Here is a 17,515-nt window from a genome sequence, read left to right as displayed (position 1 = left end):
ATTTTTTTAGTGTTATTGTTTTTGGGAATAACTATAGGGGTAATTATAGGAGATAAGATAAGGAAGAAAAAATGAAAATATTGATTGTCGGAGTAGGCGGGGTAGGCGGATATCTGGCTTATAAACTTATTAAATGCGGATATGATATAGATGTTTTTGCGACTTCTAAAACAAATGAAATGATACGAAAAAACGGTCTTAAAGTAATAGATGTTGATAAAGAGGATACTGTTTTTCCAAACGTTGGTATAAAAGGTGTTTATGATGTGATTTTTATTACAACTAAAGCGTATCATCTTGATAAAGTATTGGAAGAAATAGAAGGCCATTATAATATTCATACCAGGATAGTTCCCGTTTTAAACGGAATAGGCCATTTTGAAAAATTTAAAAATATTAACGCTAAATTTATTAAGGCTTGTATTTATATCCTTTCGAATAAAGCGGATATAAACGTTATACATAAAAAGACCTCTCTTTTTTATTTGTGTCTTGAAGATGATGAAGTTTTAAAAAACCTTTTTAAACCGTGTAAAGATTTGAAAGTTAAGTTTTCAAAAGAAATTGATAAAGACATCTGGAAAAAATATCTTTTTATATCCACGTTTGCCACGTTGCAAAGTTTTTATAAGAAGCCTACAGGTTGGATTATGGAGCATAAAAGGGAAGAGGTTGAAAAATTTTTAGATGAGGTTATCAAAATTGCAAAATTTTATGGAGCGGACTTAAAAGAAGAAAAAGAAAAGGTGATAAAACAGGCTTTAAATATTCCTTATGAAAGCAAAATGAGTATGCAGATAGATTTTGAAAAAGGGGAAAAAACAGAAGTCGATAATATTACAGGTTTCTTAGCTTCTAAAAGCGAATTTATAAAGAAATTTTATAAAAGGTTAAAACTAAGACAATCTTTTTAAATAACTCTCAAGTATTTTTTTAGCGGCTAATGAATCTATTCTGCCGTCTCTTTTATGTTTTATCTTTCCTTTGATTTCTTCTTCCACAATAGCGCTTGTAAAACTTTCGTCTTCAAACACTATTTTCCCTTCAAAATTTATTAAATTTACAAAATGTTTAATTCTTTTGCTCATTTCTTCATTTGTTTTGGGTATTCCTACAACTAATATATCTGCTTTATATTCTTTAAGAACTTGTGCGACTTCTTCAGCGGCCTGGTTTCTGTTTTTTCTTATAATGGCGTTTAAAGGTATTACAACGGATTTATTTGGCGTATAAGCCACTCCTATTCTTTTTAATCCTACGTCGATAGCAATAATTTTTTCCATATTTCCGCCTTTTGTTGTAATGTTTGTCTGGCATTTAGAGGGCTTGGGCTTGGTAAATATAATGGAGAATTGAGAATAGAAAATGGAGAGTTTTTAAAGTGCTTTTTGATAACTTTTTCGGCAATTCTGGAAGTAACGGCAATTTTTTTGATGTTGGGGTATTTTTTTAATAATTTTTCTATGTCGCAGGGTTTTATTATTTCTAGGTTATCGTCTCTGGAGTTTCCTTTTTTTCTTTTGCATTCGCAAACAGTATCCCATAAAGCTATTTTATGTTTTTTTAAGAATTTTATTTTTTCCTGATTGGATGAAGGTTTTTTATCGTTAAAAACAGTAGCTAAAATATCCCAAAACTGGTTTTTCGGATGGGAATAGTAAAAACTGTTTTCAAAAGATTTTATGGAAGGAAACGTTCCTAATATTAAAATATTACTTTTGTTGTCTATTATAGGTTTAAAAGGGTGTTTTAATGTATCAGTTAAAATAGACTTTTCCATTTTTTATCTCCACTTTTCCTTCAAGCTCCATTTCGTAAAGTATATTGCCGTATTTTTTTAAGGCCTCGTTTAAACTTAAATACTGTGTTTTTTTATTGATGTCGAGTGAATTTAAAAATTCTTCCATATCCCAAATAACCTGTGCTTTGTTGGTTTCTGCCAGATATCTCGTACCTCCGCTTTCACCAAGTCTTTGGGGAATTACGTATACTTTTTTGCCAAATTTTTCCGCCCATTCAAAACTTCTCATACTTCCGCTTTTTATTTCGGCTTCGGGAATTATAACCATATCTGATAAAGAAACAATAATTCTGTTTCTTTGAATAAAGGTATATTTTTTTGGAGAAAAGTCTTTTTCGTATTCGCTTATTGCTAAAGCTTCTTTATATATGGATTTTATCAGCGTTTCGTTTGATTTTGGATATATTTTCTCAAGTGAGGAGGGGGATACCAGGATGGTATTTGGAAAAGAGCCTTTATGGGCTTCAGTGTCTATGCCCAGTGCTCCTCCGCTGATTATTACAAATTTTTTTGATAATCTTTTTGCCAGGATATAGGTGATTTCTTTTGAATATTTGGATGCTTTTCTGCTTCCTATAATTGCTATTTTAGGTTTTTGTAAAAGTTCTTTTTTTCCTTTATAATAAAGGCTAAAACCTTCTGTTTCAATTTTTAAGTTCATCTATATATACCACTTCTACCTGAGATAACAGGTCTTTTGAGTTTTTAAGCGTTGTAAGCGTTATTTTGTGAGGGTGTCCGATAGCTATTGCGTAACCGTATTTTTTTGCTATTTTAACGGCTTTTTTAAGCTGGTTTCTTATGTAAGAAGGTTCTTCTTTGTTATCCAAAAATATGTTTCTGGAAAACATGGGTATTTTTATTCTTTTTTCAACTTCCGCAGCTTTGGATTTAGGAGTTGTTCTTGAATCGACAAATCCAAGATTATGGGCTTTTAAAGCTTTAAAAAGAAAATACATAGATTGGTAATCTCCGGTAAATTTACTTCCTGTATGATTATTTATGAATTTTGCGTTTGGAAATATTTTTTTTATCTCTTTAATTCTGTTTTCTATTTTTGCGTATGAATCTCCAACGTTCAGGGTGTTAGGTTCCGGTCTTGAATAATTAAGAGCTTCCATTGGGAGATGGACCATATAATGGGTAAAACGGTTTGCGTATATTGCTGTATTTGGGTGGCTTTTTGTCGGTGGGAAAAAAGAAGGCGTTATTTTAAAAGGAATTTCTTTTAAAAGTTTGACCTGATACCGGTAAGACATATCGTCTATTATTATCACTAGTTTTGGTTTTTCGTGTTTAGGGGTTATGGTAATTATTTTTTTTTCTGGTTTTGATAATACGGGAAGCACCAGTTTAGAAGCACTTTCATAATCTTGAATTTCTGAATATTCATGTTGATATTTTTCTTCTGTGTGTTCTTTTTTTAGGTTTTTTTCAAGTGATGAAACTTTTTGCCGGAGTATTTTTAGGGCCTGTTCTTTTTGAATTAACTGCTGTTTTAAAATCTGTTCTTTATTCTGCTTTTCTATTATAAGATAAATAAGTACCCCGCTTAATGAAAATACTGCTATAATAAGAAAAAATACCAGATATTTAAGGGAGCTTGAGCTTTTTTTGTGTTTGATTTTTCTTTTTTTCATTTTTCTAAAATAATTTCCACTTCTAAAGTTTCTATATCCTGGTTGGATGAGCTTTTAATTTCTATATCTTTGACTTTTAAATATTTTTTTACTACTCCTATAAGTTCTTTTTTCATTTCTTCAAGATTGTCTATTTTTGTTGAAGCTCTTTCGTAGGCTAGCATCATCATAAGTCTATCTTTTGCAACATCTTTGGATTTCTTTTTTTTAAAAATATCAAAAAAGCTCATGTGAAAAGTCCTTTAAGTTTTTCGAAAAATCCTTTTTTTGATTTTAAATCCAAAAATTCCACTTCTTCTCCGTTAATTCTTCTGGCTATTCTTCTAAAGGCTTCTCCAACAAGCGATTTTTCATTTAATACTATAGGCTCTCCTAAGTTTGTTGATTTTACTATTTCTTCATCATCAGGAACTATTCCTATTAAAGGGAGTGCTAAAATATGAAGTACGTCTTCAGTTGAGAGCATTTCGCCTTTTTCCACCAGCTCAGGCTTTATTCTGTTTATAATAATGTGTTTTTGAACTTCTTCTCCAAGGGCTGCTTTTTTACTTTTTGCATCGATTATTCCTATAACCCTGTCTGCGTCTCTTACAGAGCTTATTTCGGGAGTTGTGACTATCAAGGCTCTATCCGCCAGATAAATCGCATGTTCAAATCCGCTTTCTATTCCAGCCGGAGAATCGATTAAAATATAATCAAATTCTTTTTTTAAGTCATTAATAAGTTTTTCTACTTTTTCTTTCTCAAGTACCGTTTTGTCTTTTGTCTGGCTTGCAGGTAAAAAATGAAGGTTGGCCGTTCTTTTATCCTTGATAACGGCCTGGGCTAAGTTACATCTGTTTTCCATAACGTCTACCACGTCATATACAATACGGTTTTCCAGCCCTAATATCATATCAAGGTTCCTAAGACCTATATCGAAATCTACAGCAACCGTTTTTTTCCCAAGCATTGCCAAGGCGGTTGCTATATTTGCGGTAGTGGTGGATTTTCCTACCCCCCCTTTTCCGCTGGTGACTGTAATAACTTCTGCCAAGATATGTCCTTTTTTATGAAATTATATCATTTTATGCCGATTTTGTATTTTTTCATAATATTTAGATTGTATTTAGCATAGGGGATTTCCTGAGCTTTTTCAAAATATTCTCTTGCTTTTTTATCGCTCTCTTTTACCCCTAAACCTAAATAATAATATACTCCAAGATTATAATAATCTACACTCAGATTTGACTCTTTTAGATATTTTATGATTTTTTTAGAATCGTATATATCAGACCTGGTGGCATATAATACGCTTAAATTGTGTGCCGGGATTGTTTTTTCAGGGGCTAGAATATAGGCTTTTTTTAAATAGATTTCGGCTTTTTGTAAATCTCCTTTTTCATAAAAATATTTTCCTACGTCGTTAAAGGTTTTGTAATCTCCGTAAGCAAGTATGGTTTCGTTTTGGGGCAGGGTGTCTTTTTTTATAGAAAAATAGATGTAATTTTGAAAATATTGAGGATTTTTAAAGCACTCTCTTTTTATCTTTTCCGGGTTAAAAGTGCATTTTTCAAGTTCTAATTTTAAAGAGGCGTAATTTATATCGTCTGTTAGTTCATCTATATATTCGGTTATGTTTTCTATTTCATCCTGAGGTTTTATTAAGATAGTCTGGTTAAGCGTTTCTAATTTTTCTTTTGTTTTTTCAAGTTTTGATATTATGTCTTTTTTGAATTTCTCAATTCCTTTTAAATCAGCTTTTATAGGGGTGTATTGGTATCCGTATTCTTTCATAATATGAATTCTGTTAAGAACAAGTCTAAAAGGTGGTGTTTTCTTTTTTTTTGCCTGTTTTTTTTGAGTTTTTTTTAAAGATTTTTTCTTTTTTTGAGCCGAAAGGTTGATTTCCCCAATGTTTTTTAAAAATGTTTTAATATAATCTTTTGAGGAGGGATAATTTGTTTTTATATATTTATCCAAAGGTTTTTTATCCAAAACTATATAAAAAGAGTATAAAATATATTGAAGTTTGTTTTCTTTTAAGGGGATTTTTTTAAAATAGATAAATTTATTGAGTCTGGTATATACTTTACGCGGGATATTATAAGCTTCAATGGAAAGAGACGTTTGCATTTTATAAGGAATTGAATAGCCTTTTAAAAGATAGTCCAGCTCTTTTTGGTCTTTTTGAGAATAGTCTGTTAGATAATATTTAAGTTCGGACGGTGAAATGTTTAAAACTTTCGAAAAAGACCGGTCCATGGAAATAAGTCCGTTTATATATCCTATTGAATTGTATCTTAGGATTTTTAGATTAAATTCTTTTGTAAAATAAGGCAGGAAAAATTTAAATCCCGAACTTTCTTTATAGTTGATATATTTTTGGTTTTTTAAAATCAGTTTATAACTGTTTTTTGTCCGGATTATTTCAAAATCGTTTTCGTTTAAATCGTAAAGTTTGTCAAATCCCCATAAAATAAGGGGAAAAAGAAAGAGAAGCTTACTTAGTAGGGATATAACTTGCATTGAATACGTAAGGTTTGTTGTTTTCTTTATCAAACGTAATATAAGTTGCTATAAAAGATGCGTTTTTACCGGCTCCAAGTTGAACATCCGTTACATTTGTAATATCTTCTATTTGAATTTGCCCCTCTTTAAACATAGAAGGGTTTGATGTTTTTGAAATAATATCAGCTACGGAAAGGACGGCTACTTCATTTTTCATAAAATTGTTTTTAGGTTTGATTTTTGGAGTAGGAGAGAAAATTACGACTTCTTGTTTTTTGGCGTCTTTGTTTTCACTCATATCCCTTACCGATACTTTATATTTTCTTATCTGGTTTTTTGCGTATCCGAAAGGATATGTAAATACCACATATTGATTTTTACCGTAATTTGTGTATGTAAACATAGCTTTGCTGTGTTGAAGAAGTTTTAAAATTTGGTATTTTTTCTTAGTCCCAAGAAGAATATCAGGTCCCGTGTCGTTTCCGTATGCAATAGCGCTTCCTCTTAAGACTTTGTCATGAGCTCCTTTAAACGCTATCATAGGTAAAATAACCGTTGCTCTTTTGGCTGTTTCATAAGCTATATTTCCGCTAAGACTATATCCGTCAACTCCTGTTTTTACTATATTTGAAGGGCATTTTCCTTTAATAAGCATATCCCATCTTTTAACCAAAACGCTTTTGTCAACTTTTTTTTCTTTACCTTCGTCAAATTCCGCTATAGGATAAACTTCTACATATCCCGTTGTAAAATCTACGTTTTTGTGTCCCGCTTTAATGCTTTGGGCCGTTATACTTTTTCCTTTTGCTAAAAGAGCTGAAATTTTAGGATGGTTTGAGTCGTCTTTTGAGGTTAAAACCACTTCATTTCCTCTTTTACATACTGTCCCGCTCCATACGTCTCCCGGACTTAAGAATATAGGAAAATCCACTTCATTTGAAGCTATCTGTTCTCTTAAAGCGACTTTTGCCAAAACAGAGTGGGTAGTATTAGTGTTAAATACGGTTATTTTTGTACAGATATTAGGTTGAGCCAGATATACCGGAGCTATTAAAAAATCGCCAAGTTTATCATTTGATATGGAAGGGTTTGCTGCAAATCCCATACTTGCGGCTATTGAAAGACCGATTAAAAATTTTTTCATTATTTCTCCTTTTTATTTTCCAAATCGGAAGAGAAGGAAAAAACTTTAATTTTCTTCCGGATTAACAATTTTGTTTTTAGTAATCCAAGGCATCATTTTTCTAAGTTCTTTTCCTGTTTGTTCTAAAAGACTGTCTTCTGTAAGCTGTCTTTCGGCATTCATTCTTACATATCCCGCTTTTCTTTCAAGAATAAAGTCTTTTGCAAATTTTCCGTTTTGAATTTCTTTTAGAATTTCTTTCATCGCTTTTTTTGATTCTTCTCCGATTACTCTAGGACCGCTTACATAATCTCCGTACTCAGCTGTATTTGAGATTGAATATCTCATGTTAGCCATACCGCCTTCGTATAATAAATCAACAATTAACTTTAATTCGTGCAGACATTCAAAATATGCCATTTCAGGAGCGTATCCGGCTTCTGTTAAAGTATCAAATCCCGCTTTAATTAAAGAAGTAACTCCTCCGCATAATACCGCTTGTTCTCCAAACAGGTCCGTTTCGGTTTCGTCTTTAAAAGTAGTTTCGATAATTCCGGTTCTTCCTCCACCAATTGCACTTGCGTAAGATAGTGCCAGTTTTTTAGCTTCTTCGCCCCCTTGATATACCGCGATTAAATCAGGAATCCCCCCGCCTTTTACAAATTCGCTTCTTACTGTATGTCCAGGTGCTTTTGGAGCTACCATAATTACGTTTAAATCTTTTCTAGGTTTGATTAATTTATAATGGATGTTAAATCCATGTCCAAACGCTATAGTGGCACCTTCTTTTAAATTAGGCTCTATTTCCTTATAATAAACTTCCGGTTGAATTTCATCAGGAAGCAAAATCATAACGACATCTGCGTCTTTAACCGCTTCTGCTACAGGAAGTACTTTAAAGCCTTGTTTTTCCGCTTTTGTCCATGATTTGCTGCCCGGTCTGAGTCCTACCACCACATCAACTCCGCTGTCTCTTAGATTTAGAGCGTGAGCGTGTCCTTGGCTTCCAAATCCTATCATAGCTACTTTTTTGTTTTTAATGATATTGATGTCACAGTCTTTATCGTAATAAATTGGTAATGTTGGCATTAATTCTCCTTTTTGTTGAAATTATATCAAAATAAATGATATAATCTTAAAAAAGGCTTTTTTTGACTCAAAATGAAATTGAAGTTTCGTCCGTTCTTGTCTCTCCTTCTATTCCGGTAAAAGTTTTTTCAAAAAGCAGGGCTGTACCGATAAAGAGGGAAAACAATAAGATTACACTGGCCACTACATACGAAAACAGTAATATTTACGTTTATTTCAGAGAATATTTTCCGGGATGTGAATTTGAACTGGTAAAAATCCTTCCGGACAAACTGGATGAAATTATAAAATATCTTTTTTTAGAAGAGGAATTAAAAGAGCTTATATCAAAAGTAAAGATTGAAAGTGAGAGTTATAAAACCGAAAAATCCAATTTTGTATTGAAACTTTTGGAGTTGATTTTAAAAAGAGCGGTAGAGAAAAAAGCAAGCGATATACATTTTGAAGCGTTTGAAACAAAAGCTAAAATAAAATTCAGACTGCTAGGGAGCCTTTATGAGTTTGTATCGTTTGATATGAGTGTGTTTGAATCTCTTGTTTCAAGGATAAAACTTTCCGCCTCTATGAATGTCAGTGAAAAAAGAAGACCGCAGGACGGTTCTTTTAGCATAAAAATAGAAAAAAGAGAATATGATTTAAGAGTCTCATCCCTTCCGACTATCTGGGGTGAGAGCGTGGTTATAAGAATTTTGAATAAAACAGACGTTTCAACAAAACTTTCAAAAATAGGTTTTAGTAAAGAGCTGCTTTATGGTGTAAAAAAGATTTTAAATAAAAGCTATGGTCTTTTTTTGTCAAGTGGGCCTACAGGAAGCGGAAAATCGACCACTTTATATGCGTGTTTAAAAGAGCTTTGCCAAATAGAAAATAAAATAATCACTGTGGAGGACCCTGTCGAATATAAACTGGAAAACGTTCAGCAGGTGCAGGTAAACGAAAAAATAGGACTCGGCTTTGCGGATATTTTAAAAAATATTTTAAGACAGGACCCCGATATTATTATGATAGGGGAAATAAGGGATTTAAAGACGCTGCAAATCGCTTTAAAGGCTGCTTTCAGCGGACATCTTGTGCTTTCTACTATTCACGCCAACGATGCTTTAGGGGCTATAGACCGGATGGTAAATCTTGGAATAGAACCCTTTATGCTCTCCGCCGTTTTGGCAGGGGTGCAGTCCCAGAGGCTGATAAGAATAAACTGTCCTTTTTGTAAGGAGAGATATTTGCCAAAAGAGAATTATCTTGAACTTATTTCCGATAAAATTACTTCTGATACCCGGTTTTATAAAAGCAGGGGTTGTATTAAATGCGATATGAGCGGGTTTTATAAAAGAGAGGTTATAGGGGAAATTTTTTTAAATGATGAGAATATGGAAAAACTTATTATAAAAGGCAACAGGGCCGATATTAAAACATATTTGAAAAAAATAAATTTTAAATCTATATTTGAGGACGGACTTGTTAAGGTTTTTGAGGGAAAAACAACTCTTGAAGAACTTATAAAAGTGGTTAATATATGAATGTTTACCGGCTTTTTTACTGGGACGGAGGTAAAAAGTCTGTAACTTTGGAAGCTGAAAATGAAAAAGAAGCTATAGAGAAATTTAGATACGATAATGACAAAATAATTTTAAAAATAGAAAAAGTTAAAAAAAAATTCTCTTTTAAGCTTAGTTTAAAACCTTTTTATAAACTGGATTATCCCGTTTTAATTTCTTCTTTTAGAAGGGTAGGTGTTTTGCTAAAAGCGGGGCTTTCATTAAAAGAGGCTTTTGAGGAAGTGGATGTTAAAAACAGACTTGTGAGGGATATGTTTAAAGAGTGTCTTTATTCTTTGGAGAGAGGTCGTAATATTAGCCTGGTTTTTGAAAAATACGCTTATGTTTTGGGGTATATGGCGCCTGTTGTTATAAAGGTAGGCGAAAAAACCGGTGATTTGGCTTTTTCTTTTGAAACACTTGTCAGAATTTACGAAAATTTTTTTAAAAATAAAAAAGAGGTTTTAAATTCAATAAGATATCCTTTGATGGTGTTTATGTCTGTGATTGTTTCTTTTAACGTGCTTGTTGTTATGGTGTTGCCGAAATTTGAAAAAGTATTTGAAAAATTACATGCAAATTTGCCTTTTTTTACTATACTTCTTTTAGATATAAAAAACATAGTCTTAAATTACGGAGCGTTGATTTTATTTGTTGTTGTGGCGCTTTCTTTTTTGTTTTTCTTTTTATATGCAAAGGATAAAGTTTTTAAGTTAAAAGTCGATAAATTTATATTAAAAATCCCTTTTATCGGTAAAATGGTTTTATTTTCCCAATATTATAAAATGGCTTTTGTTATAAGCGTTTTAATGAATTCGGGAATTTCTTTAATAGAATCTTTGACTCTTGCAAAAAATTCTTTAAATAACGAATTTTTAGTTTTAAAAGCGGAAAAAGTTATAGAGGATATAAAAAGAGGAAAAGGTTTTTACGGCTCTTTAAAAAGGGTTTCTTTTTTTGATTCCGCTTCTCTTAAAATAATAAGCGCCGGTGAAAATTCGGGAGAGCTTAATGAAATGATGTCACAGGTCTCTTTTTATTATAAGGATAAACTTGATTTTATGATTAAAAACTTAAACGCCTATATAGAGCCTTTTATGCTTTTGATGGTCGGTTTTATCGTTTTGATATTGGCGCTTGGAGTTTTTATGCCTATGTGGGATTTGGCAAACGCGGCAAGGGGTATGTGATTATTTTTCAAACTCTTCTAAAATGTCGTCATCGTCTTTTTTGTTTATTTTATAGTTTTTGTATTTTGGGTCTTTTGCCGTTTTGTCCAGTTCTTTTTTGAGTTTGTTATACTCAATTCTAATATTCATAACAGCGGCGGCAACACCCCAGAATACCCCAAGCCAAAGCAGCCATTCCTGATTGAATGTTTTTTTCATCCAATATCCTACGCCTACGCCCATAAGCACGGCTACGACGATGGAAATACCCAAAGAGAGTTTTTCGGCCCCCTCAATGGTTTTTCCTATTTTGCCTTTTTTTTCGCTCATCAAATCTCTTTTGCTATTTTTGAATAAGCATCAACTGTGTTTTGAATGTCATCATCTTTCATAGGGGTACAGATAAATCCGGTTTCATATGCGCTTGGTGCAAAATAAAATCCTTCTTTTAGCATTTTATTATGAAACGAAGCATATCTTTTCGTATCGGATTCATTTACTTCGTCAAAATTTTTAGGAAGTTTAGGATTAAAGAAAAATCCAAACATACTGCCTATTACATTATAATTAAAATCTATCCCGTTTTCTTTAGAAATTTTTTCAAAACCGCTCATAAGTTTTTTCGCTTTTTCTTCAAGCGTTTTATAGATTTCAGGATTGTTTTTAAGTTTTTTAATAGTGGCAAGTCCGGCACTCATAGCCACAGGGTTTCCGCTAAGCGTTCCCGCCTGATATACGGGACCTACGGGTGAGAGCTTTTCCATAATTTCTTTTTTCCCCGCAAAAGCGCCAACAGGCATTCCGCCTCCGATTACTTTACCAAATGTTACCATATCCGCTTTAATTCCGTAAACGTCGTAGCTTCCTCTAAGTGAAGCTCTAAATCCGCTCATAACTTCGTCAAAAATCAAAACGGCTCCGTAATGGTTGCAAAGCTCCCTAAGTTCTTCTAAAAACTCTTTATCGGCAGGAACCAGGCTCATATTTCCGGCAATCGGTTCGATAATTACACATCCTACATTTCCTTTTTCAAAACATTCTTTTACAGAGTTTATATCATTGTATTTTGCCAAAAGTGTGTGTTTTGTAAAATCGGCCGGTACCCCCGGGCTGCTTGGAACGCCAAACGTTGCCGCCCCGCTTCCGGCACTTACTAAAAGAGCGTCGCTGTGCCCGTGATAACATCCTTCGAATTTTATAATGTCATCTTTTCCGGTATAACCTCTGGCAAGTCTTATAGCACTCATTGTAGCTTCCGTTCCGGAATTCACAAATCTTATTAAATCAAGATGAGGAAACATCTCAAGCACTTCTTTTGCCAAATCAACTTCAACTTTTGTCGGAGCCCCGAAACTTACTCCTTTTTTAACCGCTTCAATAATAGCTTCTTCTATATCGTTGTCGCAGTGACCGAAAATCAACGGTCCCCAGCTTTGAATATAGTCAAGATATCTGTTTCCTTCTATATCCCATATATACTGTCCTTTTCCTCTTTCGATAAAAGGAGGTTCCCCGCCTACGCTTTTAAAAGCCCTTACAGGTGAGTTTACACCGCCTACTATATATTGTTGAGCTTGTTGAAAAATTCCCATATTCATTCCTTTTTTGTTAAAATTATACAAAAAAAGGGTTGAAATGAAAATTGATGAAAAACTTATAAAAAGACTTGAGACATTAGCTATGATAGAAATTGAAGATAAAGAAAAAATGGCTAAAGATTTGGCTGAAATAGTTGAATTTGTGGAAATGCTAAACGAACTTGACACCGAAAATATAGACGCTACGTTTTCCACTTTAAACAATCCGACTCCTTTAAGAGAGGATGAACCGGTAAAAACAGATATTGTTAAAGATGTTTTAGCTCATGCCCCAAAAGCCAAAGACGGGTATTTTATAGTTCCTAAAATTATAGAATAAGGGAAATTATGGCTTTAAACTATACTCTTGAACAGCTTTTAAAAAGTATAAAAGCTTATAAAGCAAGCGATTTGCATCTAGTTGTCAATGCGGAACCTATGTTAAGAATTGACGGGAGGCTTACCCCTTTAAATCTTCCAAAACTCTCAGGAGAAGACACTATAGAGCTTTGTTATTCGGTTTTAACTGAAAAACAAAAAGCCGAGCTTGAAGAAAATCTGGAACTTGATTTTTCTTTTGAGATACCGGGAGTGAGCAGGTTTAGGGCTAATTATTATTATGAAAGGGAGCATTTAGCCGCAGCTTTTAGGATTATTCCGGAAAGACCGCTCAGTCTTGACGAGCTTAACGCCCCGAAAGTGTTTAAAGAGCTTATTAAAAGGGAAAAAGGCCTTATTTTGGTAACGGGACCTACGGGAAGCGGTAAGTCTACCACTCTTGCCGCAATGCTTAACGAAGTTAACGAACATTATAATAAACATATTATTACCATAGAAGACCCGATAGAATTTGTGCATCCTCATAAAAAATCTCTATTTTCCCAAAGAGAAGTCGGAAGAGATACCAAATCTTTTTTAAATGCCCTAAGAGCGGCTTTAAGAGAGGACCCCGATATTGTTTTAATAGGGGAAATGAGGGATAGAGAAACCATAGCCGCTGCTATTACGGCGGCTGAAACGGGACATTTGGTGTTTGGTACCCTTCATACAAACAGTGCTGACCGGACCATAAACAGAATAGTAAATGTTTTCCCGGCAGAAGAACAAGACCAGATAAGAACCCAGCTTTCCATGGCGTTAGCGGCGGTTATCGCTCAGGTGCTATTACCTAAAATAGGAGGAGGAAGAGTTGCCGCTCAGGAAATTATGATAAATAATCCGGCAATAGCCAATCTTATAAGGGAAAATAAAATTCAGCAGATTTACTCCCAAATGCAGCTTAATCAGACAGCTACGGGTATGCAGACTATGAATCAGGTATTGGCTAAGCTGGTAAGAGAGAGAGTGGTGGACAAAGAGACGGCTATGGCGTATTCCACCAAACCCGAAGAATTAAGGAAAATGCTTGGAATCTAAAGATTTGCTGGTTGGAAGTTACGATTACAACCTTCCCGAACATCTTATAGCCAAATATCCAGTAACTCCAAGAGACAGTGCAAAACTTCTTGTATACGACAGAAAAGAAGATAAAATAATCCACAGCGTATTTAGGGATGTTTTGGATTTTGTGGGGGATAAAAGATTTATTTTTAACGATACAAAAGTAATAAAAGCCAGAATTTTCGGCAAAAAAGAAACAGGAGGCAGGGTTGAGCTTCTTTTAAACAGACCTTTTGGGGATAAATTTTTAGTTTATATCAGAGGAAAAGTAAAGCCGGGAGTAAGACTGATATTTGATAAGGGGCTTGAAGCTGAGGTTATAGAGCTTTTAGAAGACGGAAGCAGGGTAGTGGAGTTTTTTCAAAACGGAAGAAAACTTGTATTTTTAGAACTGGTAAAAATTTTAGAAAATATTGGGCATATTCCTTTGCCTCCTTATATCAAAAGAAGTGACGAAAAGCTTGATGAGAGAGAATATCAAACGGTTTTTGCCAAAAAAGAGGGTGCTGTGGCGGCTCCGACGGCAAGTTTGCATTTTACACCCGAACTTTTAAATAAAATCAAAAAAAAAGCCTATCTTACTCTTCATGTAGGTGCCGGGACGTTTAAACCTGTAGAGGTGGAGAATATAAGAGAGCATAAAATGCACAGCGAATTTTTTGAAATTCCCAAACAGACCGCTGAGATTTTGGATTCAAATGAAGAAATTGTGGCAGTGGGGACTACTTCTACGAGAACTATAGAATATTATGCAAGAACTAAAAAACTTTCAGGGGAATGTGATTTGTTTTTAAATCCTTTAAATCCTCCAATAAGAGTAAACCATCTTTTAACAAACTTTCATCTTCCGAAATCAACTCTTATTATGCTTGTGGCTTCTTTTATAGGCAGGAGAAAAACGCTTAAAATATACGAAGAAGCGATAAAGAAAAATTACCGCTTTTACAGTTACGGCGATGCTATGCTGATATTATGAATTGACGATTTTATCGACCCACATAGCAAACTGAAATTCCGGCAGTGCTCCCATTACTCTGTCAATTTCCTGAGCGTCTTTTAGAGCAACAATTGTAGGAATGCTTCTAATGCCAAACTGTGCCGCTACTTCAGGCACTTCTTCAGTGTTTACTTTTAAAAAGTTTGCTTTTAAAGGATATTGTTGCGCCACTTTTTCAAATGTAGGTGCAAACATCTGACATGGACCGCACCATACTGCCCAAAAATCAATAATAACAGGAACCGTTACGTTTTTTATAATTTTGGCAAATTCAGCCGCATTTTCTATTTTTATAGGTTTATTATCAAGCAGATTACCTTTACAAACACCGCATACCGCTTTTTTATATTCGTCTTTTTTCGGTAATTTATTCAAACTTTTACAATGCGGACATGCTACTACAATAGTTTCCATATTTCCCCTCCATTATTTTTAGTACTATTGTATCAAGTTTGTTTATTTTTGTCAACTTATAGCTTTACTATTTTTGCTCCGTATCCTCCCATATGGGATGGAGCGTCTTTAAATTCTTTAACTAAAGGATGATTTTTTAAAAGCTCTGTAATTCCTTTTGCCAAAATCCCTTTACCCATTCCGTGATAAATCCACACTTCCTCAAGTCCCGCAAGTGCAGCTTTATTTAGATATTCTTCCGTTTTTTCAATGGCTTCTTCAAGTCTTAGTCCATGCAGGTCAAGTTTTACGTCTATTTTATCAGGTTTTGGTTTATAGATCTTTGTTGTTTTTTTAACCGGTGCCAGATATGGTTTAAGAGCCGATTTTGATATGAGTAGTTTTTTACCGTCAAATTCCACTAATGCGTTTTTGCCTTTAAGTTCTATTATTGTTCCAACGCTGTTTCCGTATTTTACAGTATCTCCTATATTAAATTCTTTTTTGATTTCCTCTTTTTGTATTTTTATTTTACTTCTTATTTTATGGGCTTCGTTTAGCTTTCTGTGGGCGTCTTTAATGTCTTTTGCTTTTATCGCTTCTTTTGCGGCTTTAATAGCCGCATTATATTCACGGAGCAGTTTTTCTTTTTCTTTTTCGATTTTTTCGTTAAATTCCTCTTTTTGTCGCAGCAGCGATTCTTTTAGAAGTTTTACGCTTTCAAGTTCGCTTTCAAGCTCTTTGATTTTTTGTTTTTGCTCGAATTCTAATTGTGCCGATTTTTCAATTAAAGAGTCTAATTTTTCCAAATCCTCACTGTATTCCTGTTTTGCTTTTTGAATGATATTCAGCGGAATTCCGTATCTTTTTGCCGTTTCAAACGCGTAACTTTTACCTATTGTCCCTTTTATAAATTCATATGTAGGTTTTTGTTTTTTTTCATCGTAAATTGCGGCTAAGAGTTCCACTTCTTCATTTTGGGCAAGAAGGGTGGCAAGGCGTTTATGGTGGGTGGTTATAACGATACGGTTTTTTTTCATAAGCTCTTCAATTATCACTTTAAATAAACTTGCAGCTTCGTTCGCGTCGGTACCGAGTTCTATTTCATCTACGCCTATTAACAGATTTTCTTTTCCGAATACTTCTTTAAATTCCTTTATTCTTCCTGCAAATGTAGAGATGTCGTTTTTTACGTTTTGAGGGTCGTCGATAATCGGTTTTATCTCTTTAAAATGAGGAATTACGGAGTTTTCTCTTATTTTCATAGGAAGAAGGTATTTGCTCATAAAAGCGGCACTTAAAATTGATTTAAGTAGCATGGTTTTACCACCGGCGTTTACTCCCGTAATAATTAAAACCTGTTTGTCCCATTCAAGATTTATGGGTTTGCACTCTTTAAGCGCCGGGTGGCAAAAATCTCTTAGATACATCTTTTTTGTTTTAAATGAGGGCATAATAAATTCAAGATTTTCGTCTTTTGCCATAAAAACACGAGCTTGTAGTGCATCGAATTTATCAAATTCTTTATTGATAAATTCCAAAAATTTAACCCATTTTCTAAGGGTTTCACTAAACGTTTTGGCAATTTCATATAGTTTTTCTTCTTTGACGCTTTCAAGTTCGTCAAGCTGTTTTTTTATTTTTTCTATTCCTCTTGGAAATACATAAAAAAAACCGCTGCTGCTTCTTCCGAGTATCTCCGCATCAAGGACTTTGTTAAATCCGCCTCTGACAAGAAGTGTTTCTTCTCCCTGCTGCAGGTGAATTTGTCTGTCGACCAAGAAAGGCTCTAGTTTTTTGGAATTTAAATATTTATAAAGCTGTTGGCGGATTAGGGATTTTTTTTCTTTTATTTTTTCATTAATCAAATCAATTTCTTCAAACCCGACAACTTCGCCTTTTTCATTGTAGTGTTTTAATATTTTTTCGATTTCATCGGGAATTTTTATCTTGTCAAACCACTCGGCTAAATCCGGCCAGTTTCTGCTTTTTAAATATTTAAAATAGTTTATTATTTTTACAAATTCGAAAATCTGGTCGTGTTTTAAGGTACCAAATTTTTTAAGATGCATAATTTCTCTATCAAGATGTTTAACTAGAGGAGGAGCTTTAAAATCTTTATTTGAGAGTTTTTGTAAATATTCGTAATTTTTCCGGATATCTCCTTCAATAAAATACTCTTTTTCTCTTGCGTAAAGATTGTAAAGTTTTTCTATATAATCGTTTAAATCCAGTTTTTTTATCATTTAGCTTCCTTG

Annotated in this window: 19 protein-coding genes; 6 read left to right on the top strand and 13 right to left on the bottom strand. The window is 33.7% G+C overall.

Features of this window, described 5'->3' with window-relative positions; translation table 11 throughout:
- The first annotated feature begins 71 nt into the window (after nucleotides 1–71).
- The gene (locus ACXJH6_RS04865; protein WP_456470640.1) at nucleotides 72–914 is read left to right on the top strand and encodes a ketopantoate reductase family protein; all 843 of its coding nucleotides are present in this window, start codon (nucleotides 72–74) and stop codon (nucleotides 912–914) included.
- Here ACXJH6_RS04865 and ruvX read toward each other — a convergent pair.
- From ruvX to ilvC, 9 genes are read right to left on the bottom strand one after another with little or no spacing between them, the layout of a single operon-like run.
- The gene (ruvX, locus tag ACXJH6_RS04860; RefSeq protein ID WP_456470639.1) at nucleotides 897–1,283 is read right to left on the bottom strand and encodes a Holliday junction resolvase RuvX; all 387 of its coding nucleotides are present in this window, start codon (nucleotides 1,281–1,283) and stop codon (nucleotides 897–899) included. The genes ACXJH6_RS04865 and ruvX overlap by 18 nt on opposite strands.
- Nucleotides 1,256–1,780: a DNA-deoxyinosine glycosylase gene (locus ACXJH6_RS04855; protein ID WP_456470638.1), complete on the bottom strand. Its 525-nt coding sequence runs from the start codon at nucleotides 1,778–1,780 to the stop codon at nucleotides 1,256–1,258. Before ACXJH6_RS04855 ends, ruvX begins: the two co-directional genes overlap by 28 nt.
- The gene (locus ACXJH6_RS04850) at nucleotides 1,758–2,462 is read right to left on the bottom strand and encodes a DNA-processing protein DprA (RefSeq protein ID WP_456470637.1); all 705 of its coding nucleotides are present in this window, start codon (nucleotides 2,460–2,462) and stop codon (nucleotides 1,758–1,760) included. Before ACXJH6_RS04850 ends, ACXJH6_RS04855 begins: the two co-directional genes overlap by 23 nt.
- Entirely contained in the window at nucleotides 2,446–3,441 is a 996-nt protein-coding gene (locus ACXJH6_RS04845) for a divergent polysaccharide deacetylase family protein (RefSeq protein ID WP_456470636.1), read from the bottom strand. The genes ACXJH6_RS04850 and ACXJH6_RS04845 overlap by 17 nt, the downstream gene beginning before the upstream one ends.
- Entirely contained in the window at nucleotides 3,438–3,671 is a 234-nt protein-coding gene (gene minE / locus ACXJH6_RS04840) for a cell division topological specificity factor MinE (protein ID WP_456470635.1), read from the bottom strand. The genes ACXJH6_RS04845 and minE overlap by 4 nt, the downstream gene beginning before the upstream one ends.
- On the bottom strand, nucleotides 3,668–4,477 hold the full coding sequence (minD, locus tag ACXJH6_RS04835; RefSeq protein ID WP_456470634.1) for a septum site-determining protein MinD: 810 nt from the start codon (nucleotides 4,475–4,477) through the stop codon (nucleotides 3,668–3,670). Before minD ends, minE begins: the two co-directional genes overlap by 4 nt.
- 26 nt (nucleotides 4,478–4,503) lie before the next feature.
- On the bottom strand, nucleotides 4,504–5,949 hold the full coding sequence (locus tag ACXJH6_RS04830; RefSeq protein ID WP_456470633.1) for a tetratricopeptide repeat protein: 1,446 nt from the start codon (nucleotides 5,947–5,949) through the stop codon (nucleotides 4,504–4,506).
- On the bottom strand, nucleotides 5,924–7,075 hold the full coding sequence (locus ACXJH6_RS04825; protein WP_456470632.1) for a hypothetical protein: 1,152 nt from the start codon (nucleotides 7,073–7,075) through the stop codon (nucleotides 5,924–5,926). Before ACXJH6_RS04825 ends, ACXJH6_RS04830 begins: the two co-directional genes overlap by 26 nt.
- A 45-nt stretch (nucleotides 7,076–7,120) precedes the next feature.
- Entirely contained in the window at nucleotides 7,121–8,143 is a 1,023-nt protein-coding gene (gene ilvC, locus ACXJH6_RS04820) for a ketol-acid reductoisomerase (RefSeq protein WP_456470631.1), read from the bottom strand.
- Between the two features lie 62 nt (nucleotides 8,144–8,205).
- On the opposite strand from ilvC, the gene ACXJH6_RS04815 reads away from it, so the two are divergent.
- Together ACXJH6_RS04815 and ACXJH6_RS04810 are read left to right on the top strand one after the other, a co-directional pair.
- Nucleotides 8,206–9,663, top strand: coding sequence for a GspE/PulE family protein (locus ACXJH6_RS04815; protein ID WP_456470630.1), 1,458 nt, complete (start codon nucleotides 8,206–8,208; stop codon nucleotides 9,661–9,663).
- Entirely contained in the window at nucleotides 9,660–10,871 is a 1,212-nt protein-coding gene (locus tag ACXJH6_RS04810) for a type II secretion system F family protein (protein WP_456470629.1), read from the top strand. Before ACXJH6_RS04815 ends, ACXJH6_RS04810 begins: the two co-directional genes overlap by 4 nt.
- On the opposite strand, the gene ACXJH6_RS04805 is transcribed toward ACXJH6_RS04810, so the two are convergent.
- Nucleotides 10,872–11,180, bottom strand: coding sequence for an AtpZ/AtpI family protein (locus tag ACXJH6_RS04805; protein ID WP_456470628.1), 309 nt, complete (start codon nucleotides 11,178–11,180; stop codon nucleotides 10,872–10,874).
- Nucleotides 11,180–12,442: a glutamate-1-semialdehyde 2,1-aminomutase gene (hemL, locus tag ACXJH6_RS04800; protein ID WP_456470627.1), complete on the bottom strand. Its 1,263-nt coding sequence runs from the start codon at nucleotides 12,440–12,442 to the stop codon at nucleotides 11,180–11,182. Before hemL ends, ACXJH6_RS04805 begins: the two co-directional genes overlap by 1 nt.
- A gap of 43 nt (nucleotides 12,443–12,485) precedes the next feature.
- On the opposite strand from hemL, the gene gatC reads away from it, so the two are divergent.
- From gatC to queA, 3 genes are read left to right on the top strand one after another with little or no spacing between them, the layout of a single operon-like run.
- Nucleotides 12,486–12,767, top strand: a complete 282-nt coding sequence (gene gatC / locus ACXJH6_RS04795) for an Asp-tRNA(Asn)/Glu-tRNA(Gln) amidotransferase subunit GatC (RefSeq protein WP_456470626.1) — start codon at nucleotides 12,486–12,488, stop codon at nucleotides 12,765–12,767.
- A gap of 8 nt (nucleotides 12,768–12,775) precedes the next feature.
- Nucleotides 12,776–13,843, top strand: a complete 1,068-nt coding sequence (locus tag ACXJH6_RS04790; protein ID WP_456470625.1) for a type IV pilus twitching motility protein PilT — start codon at nucleotides 12,776–12,778, stop codon at nucleotides 13,841–13,843.
- A complete protein-coding gene (gene queA / locus ACXJH6_RS04785) occupies nucleotides 13,833–14,843 on the top strand; it encodes a tRNA preQ1(34) S-adenosylmethionine ribosyltransferase-isomerase QueA (RefSeq protein WP_456470624.1) in 1,011 nt (336 codons plus the stop codon). Before ACXJH6_RS04790 ends, queA begins: the two co-directional genes overlap by 11 nt.
- Here the strand turns inward: queA and trxC are convergent.
- Together trxC and ACXJH6_RS04775 are read right to left on the bottom strand one after the other, a co-directional pair.
- Nucleotides 14,838–15,278 (bottom strand): thioredoxin TrxC, encoded by a 441-nt coding sequence (gene trxC, locus ACXJH6_RS04780; RefSeq protein ID WP_456470623.1) that lies wholly within the window; start codon nucleotides 15,276–15,278, stop codon nucleotides 14,838–14,840. The two genes, queA and trxC, sit on opposite strands and share 6 nt — an antisense overlap.
- A 56-nt stretch (nucleotides 15,279–15,334) precedes the next feature.
- Nucleotides 15,335–17,503 (bottom strand): endonuclease MutS2, encoded by a 2,169-nt coding sequence (locus ACXJH6_RS04775; RefSeq protein WP_456470622.1) that lies wholly within the window; start codon nucleotides 17,501–17,503, stop codon nucleotides 15,335–15,337.
- Between the last annotated feature and the right edge of the window lie 12 nt (nucleotides 17,504–17,515).

The sequence above is a fragment of the Caminibacter sp. genome, from assembly GCF_053999135.1.
This window is presented reverse-complemented; position numbering and strand designations above follow the sequence as displayed.

Coding starts and splice junctions, on each gene's coding strand:
- ACXJH6_RS04810 (WP_456470629.1), top strand. CDS start 9,660: ATGAATGTTTACCGGCTTTTTTACTGGGACGGAGGTAAAAAGTCTGTA.
- ruvX (WP_456470639.1), bottom strand. CDS start 1,283: ATGGAAAAAATTATTGCTATCGACGTAGGATTAAAAAGAATAGGAGTG.
- ACXJH6_RS04845 (WP_456470636.1), bottom strand. CDS start 3,441: ATGAAAAAAAGAAAAATCAAACACAAAAAAAGCTCAAGCTCCCTTAAA.
- ACXJH6_RS04805 (WP_456470628.1), bottom strand. CDS start 11,180: ATGAGCGAAAAAAAAGGCAAAATAGGAAAAACCATTGAGGGGGCCGAA.
- hemL (WP_456470627.1), bottom strand. CDS start 12,442: ATGGGAATTTTTCAACAAGCTCAACAATATATAGTAGGCGGTGTAAAC.
- ACXJH6_RS04775 (WP_456470622.1), bottom strand. CDS start 17,503: ATGATAAAAAAACTGGATTTAAACGATTATATAGAAAAACTTTACAAT.
- ACXJH6_RS04830 (WP_456470633.1), bottom strand. CDS start 5,949: ATGCAAGTTATATCCCTACTAAGTAAGCTTCTCTTTCTTTTTCCCCTT.
- ACXJH6_RS04825 (WP_456470632.1), bottom strand. CDS start 7,075: ATGAAAAAATTTTTAATCGGTCTTTCAATAGCCGCAAGTATGGGATTT.
- trxC (WP_456470623.1), bottom strand. CDS start 15,278: ATGGAAACTATTGTAGTAGCATGTCCGCATTGTAAAAGTTTGAATAAA.
- ACXJH6_RS04855 (WP_456470638.1), bottom strand. CDS start 1,780: ATGGAAAAGTCTATTTTAACTGATACATTAAAACACCCTTTTAAACCT.
- ACXJH6_RS04850 (WP_456470637.1), bottom strand. CDS start 2,462: ATGAACTTAAAAATTGAAACAGAAGGTTTTAGCCTTTATTATAAAGGA.
- ilvC (WP_456470631.1), bottom strand. CDS start 8,143: ATGCCAACATTACCAATTTATTACGATAAAGACTGTGACATCAATATC.
- ACXJH6_RS04790 (WP_456470625.1), top strand. CDS start 12,776: ATGGCTTTAAACTATACTCTTGAACAGCTTTTAAAAAGTATAAAAGCT.
- ACXJH6_RS04865 (WP_456470640.1), top strand. CDS start 72: ATGAAAATATTGATTGTCGGAGTAGGCGGGGTAGGCGGATATCTGGCT.
- minE (WP_456470635.1), bottom strand. CDS start 3,671: ATGAGCTTTTTTGATATTTTTAAAAAAAAGAAATCCAAAGATGTTGCA.
- gatC (WP_456470626.1), top strand. CDS start 12,486: ATGAAAATTGATGAAAAACTTATAAAAAGACTTGAGACATTAGCTATG.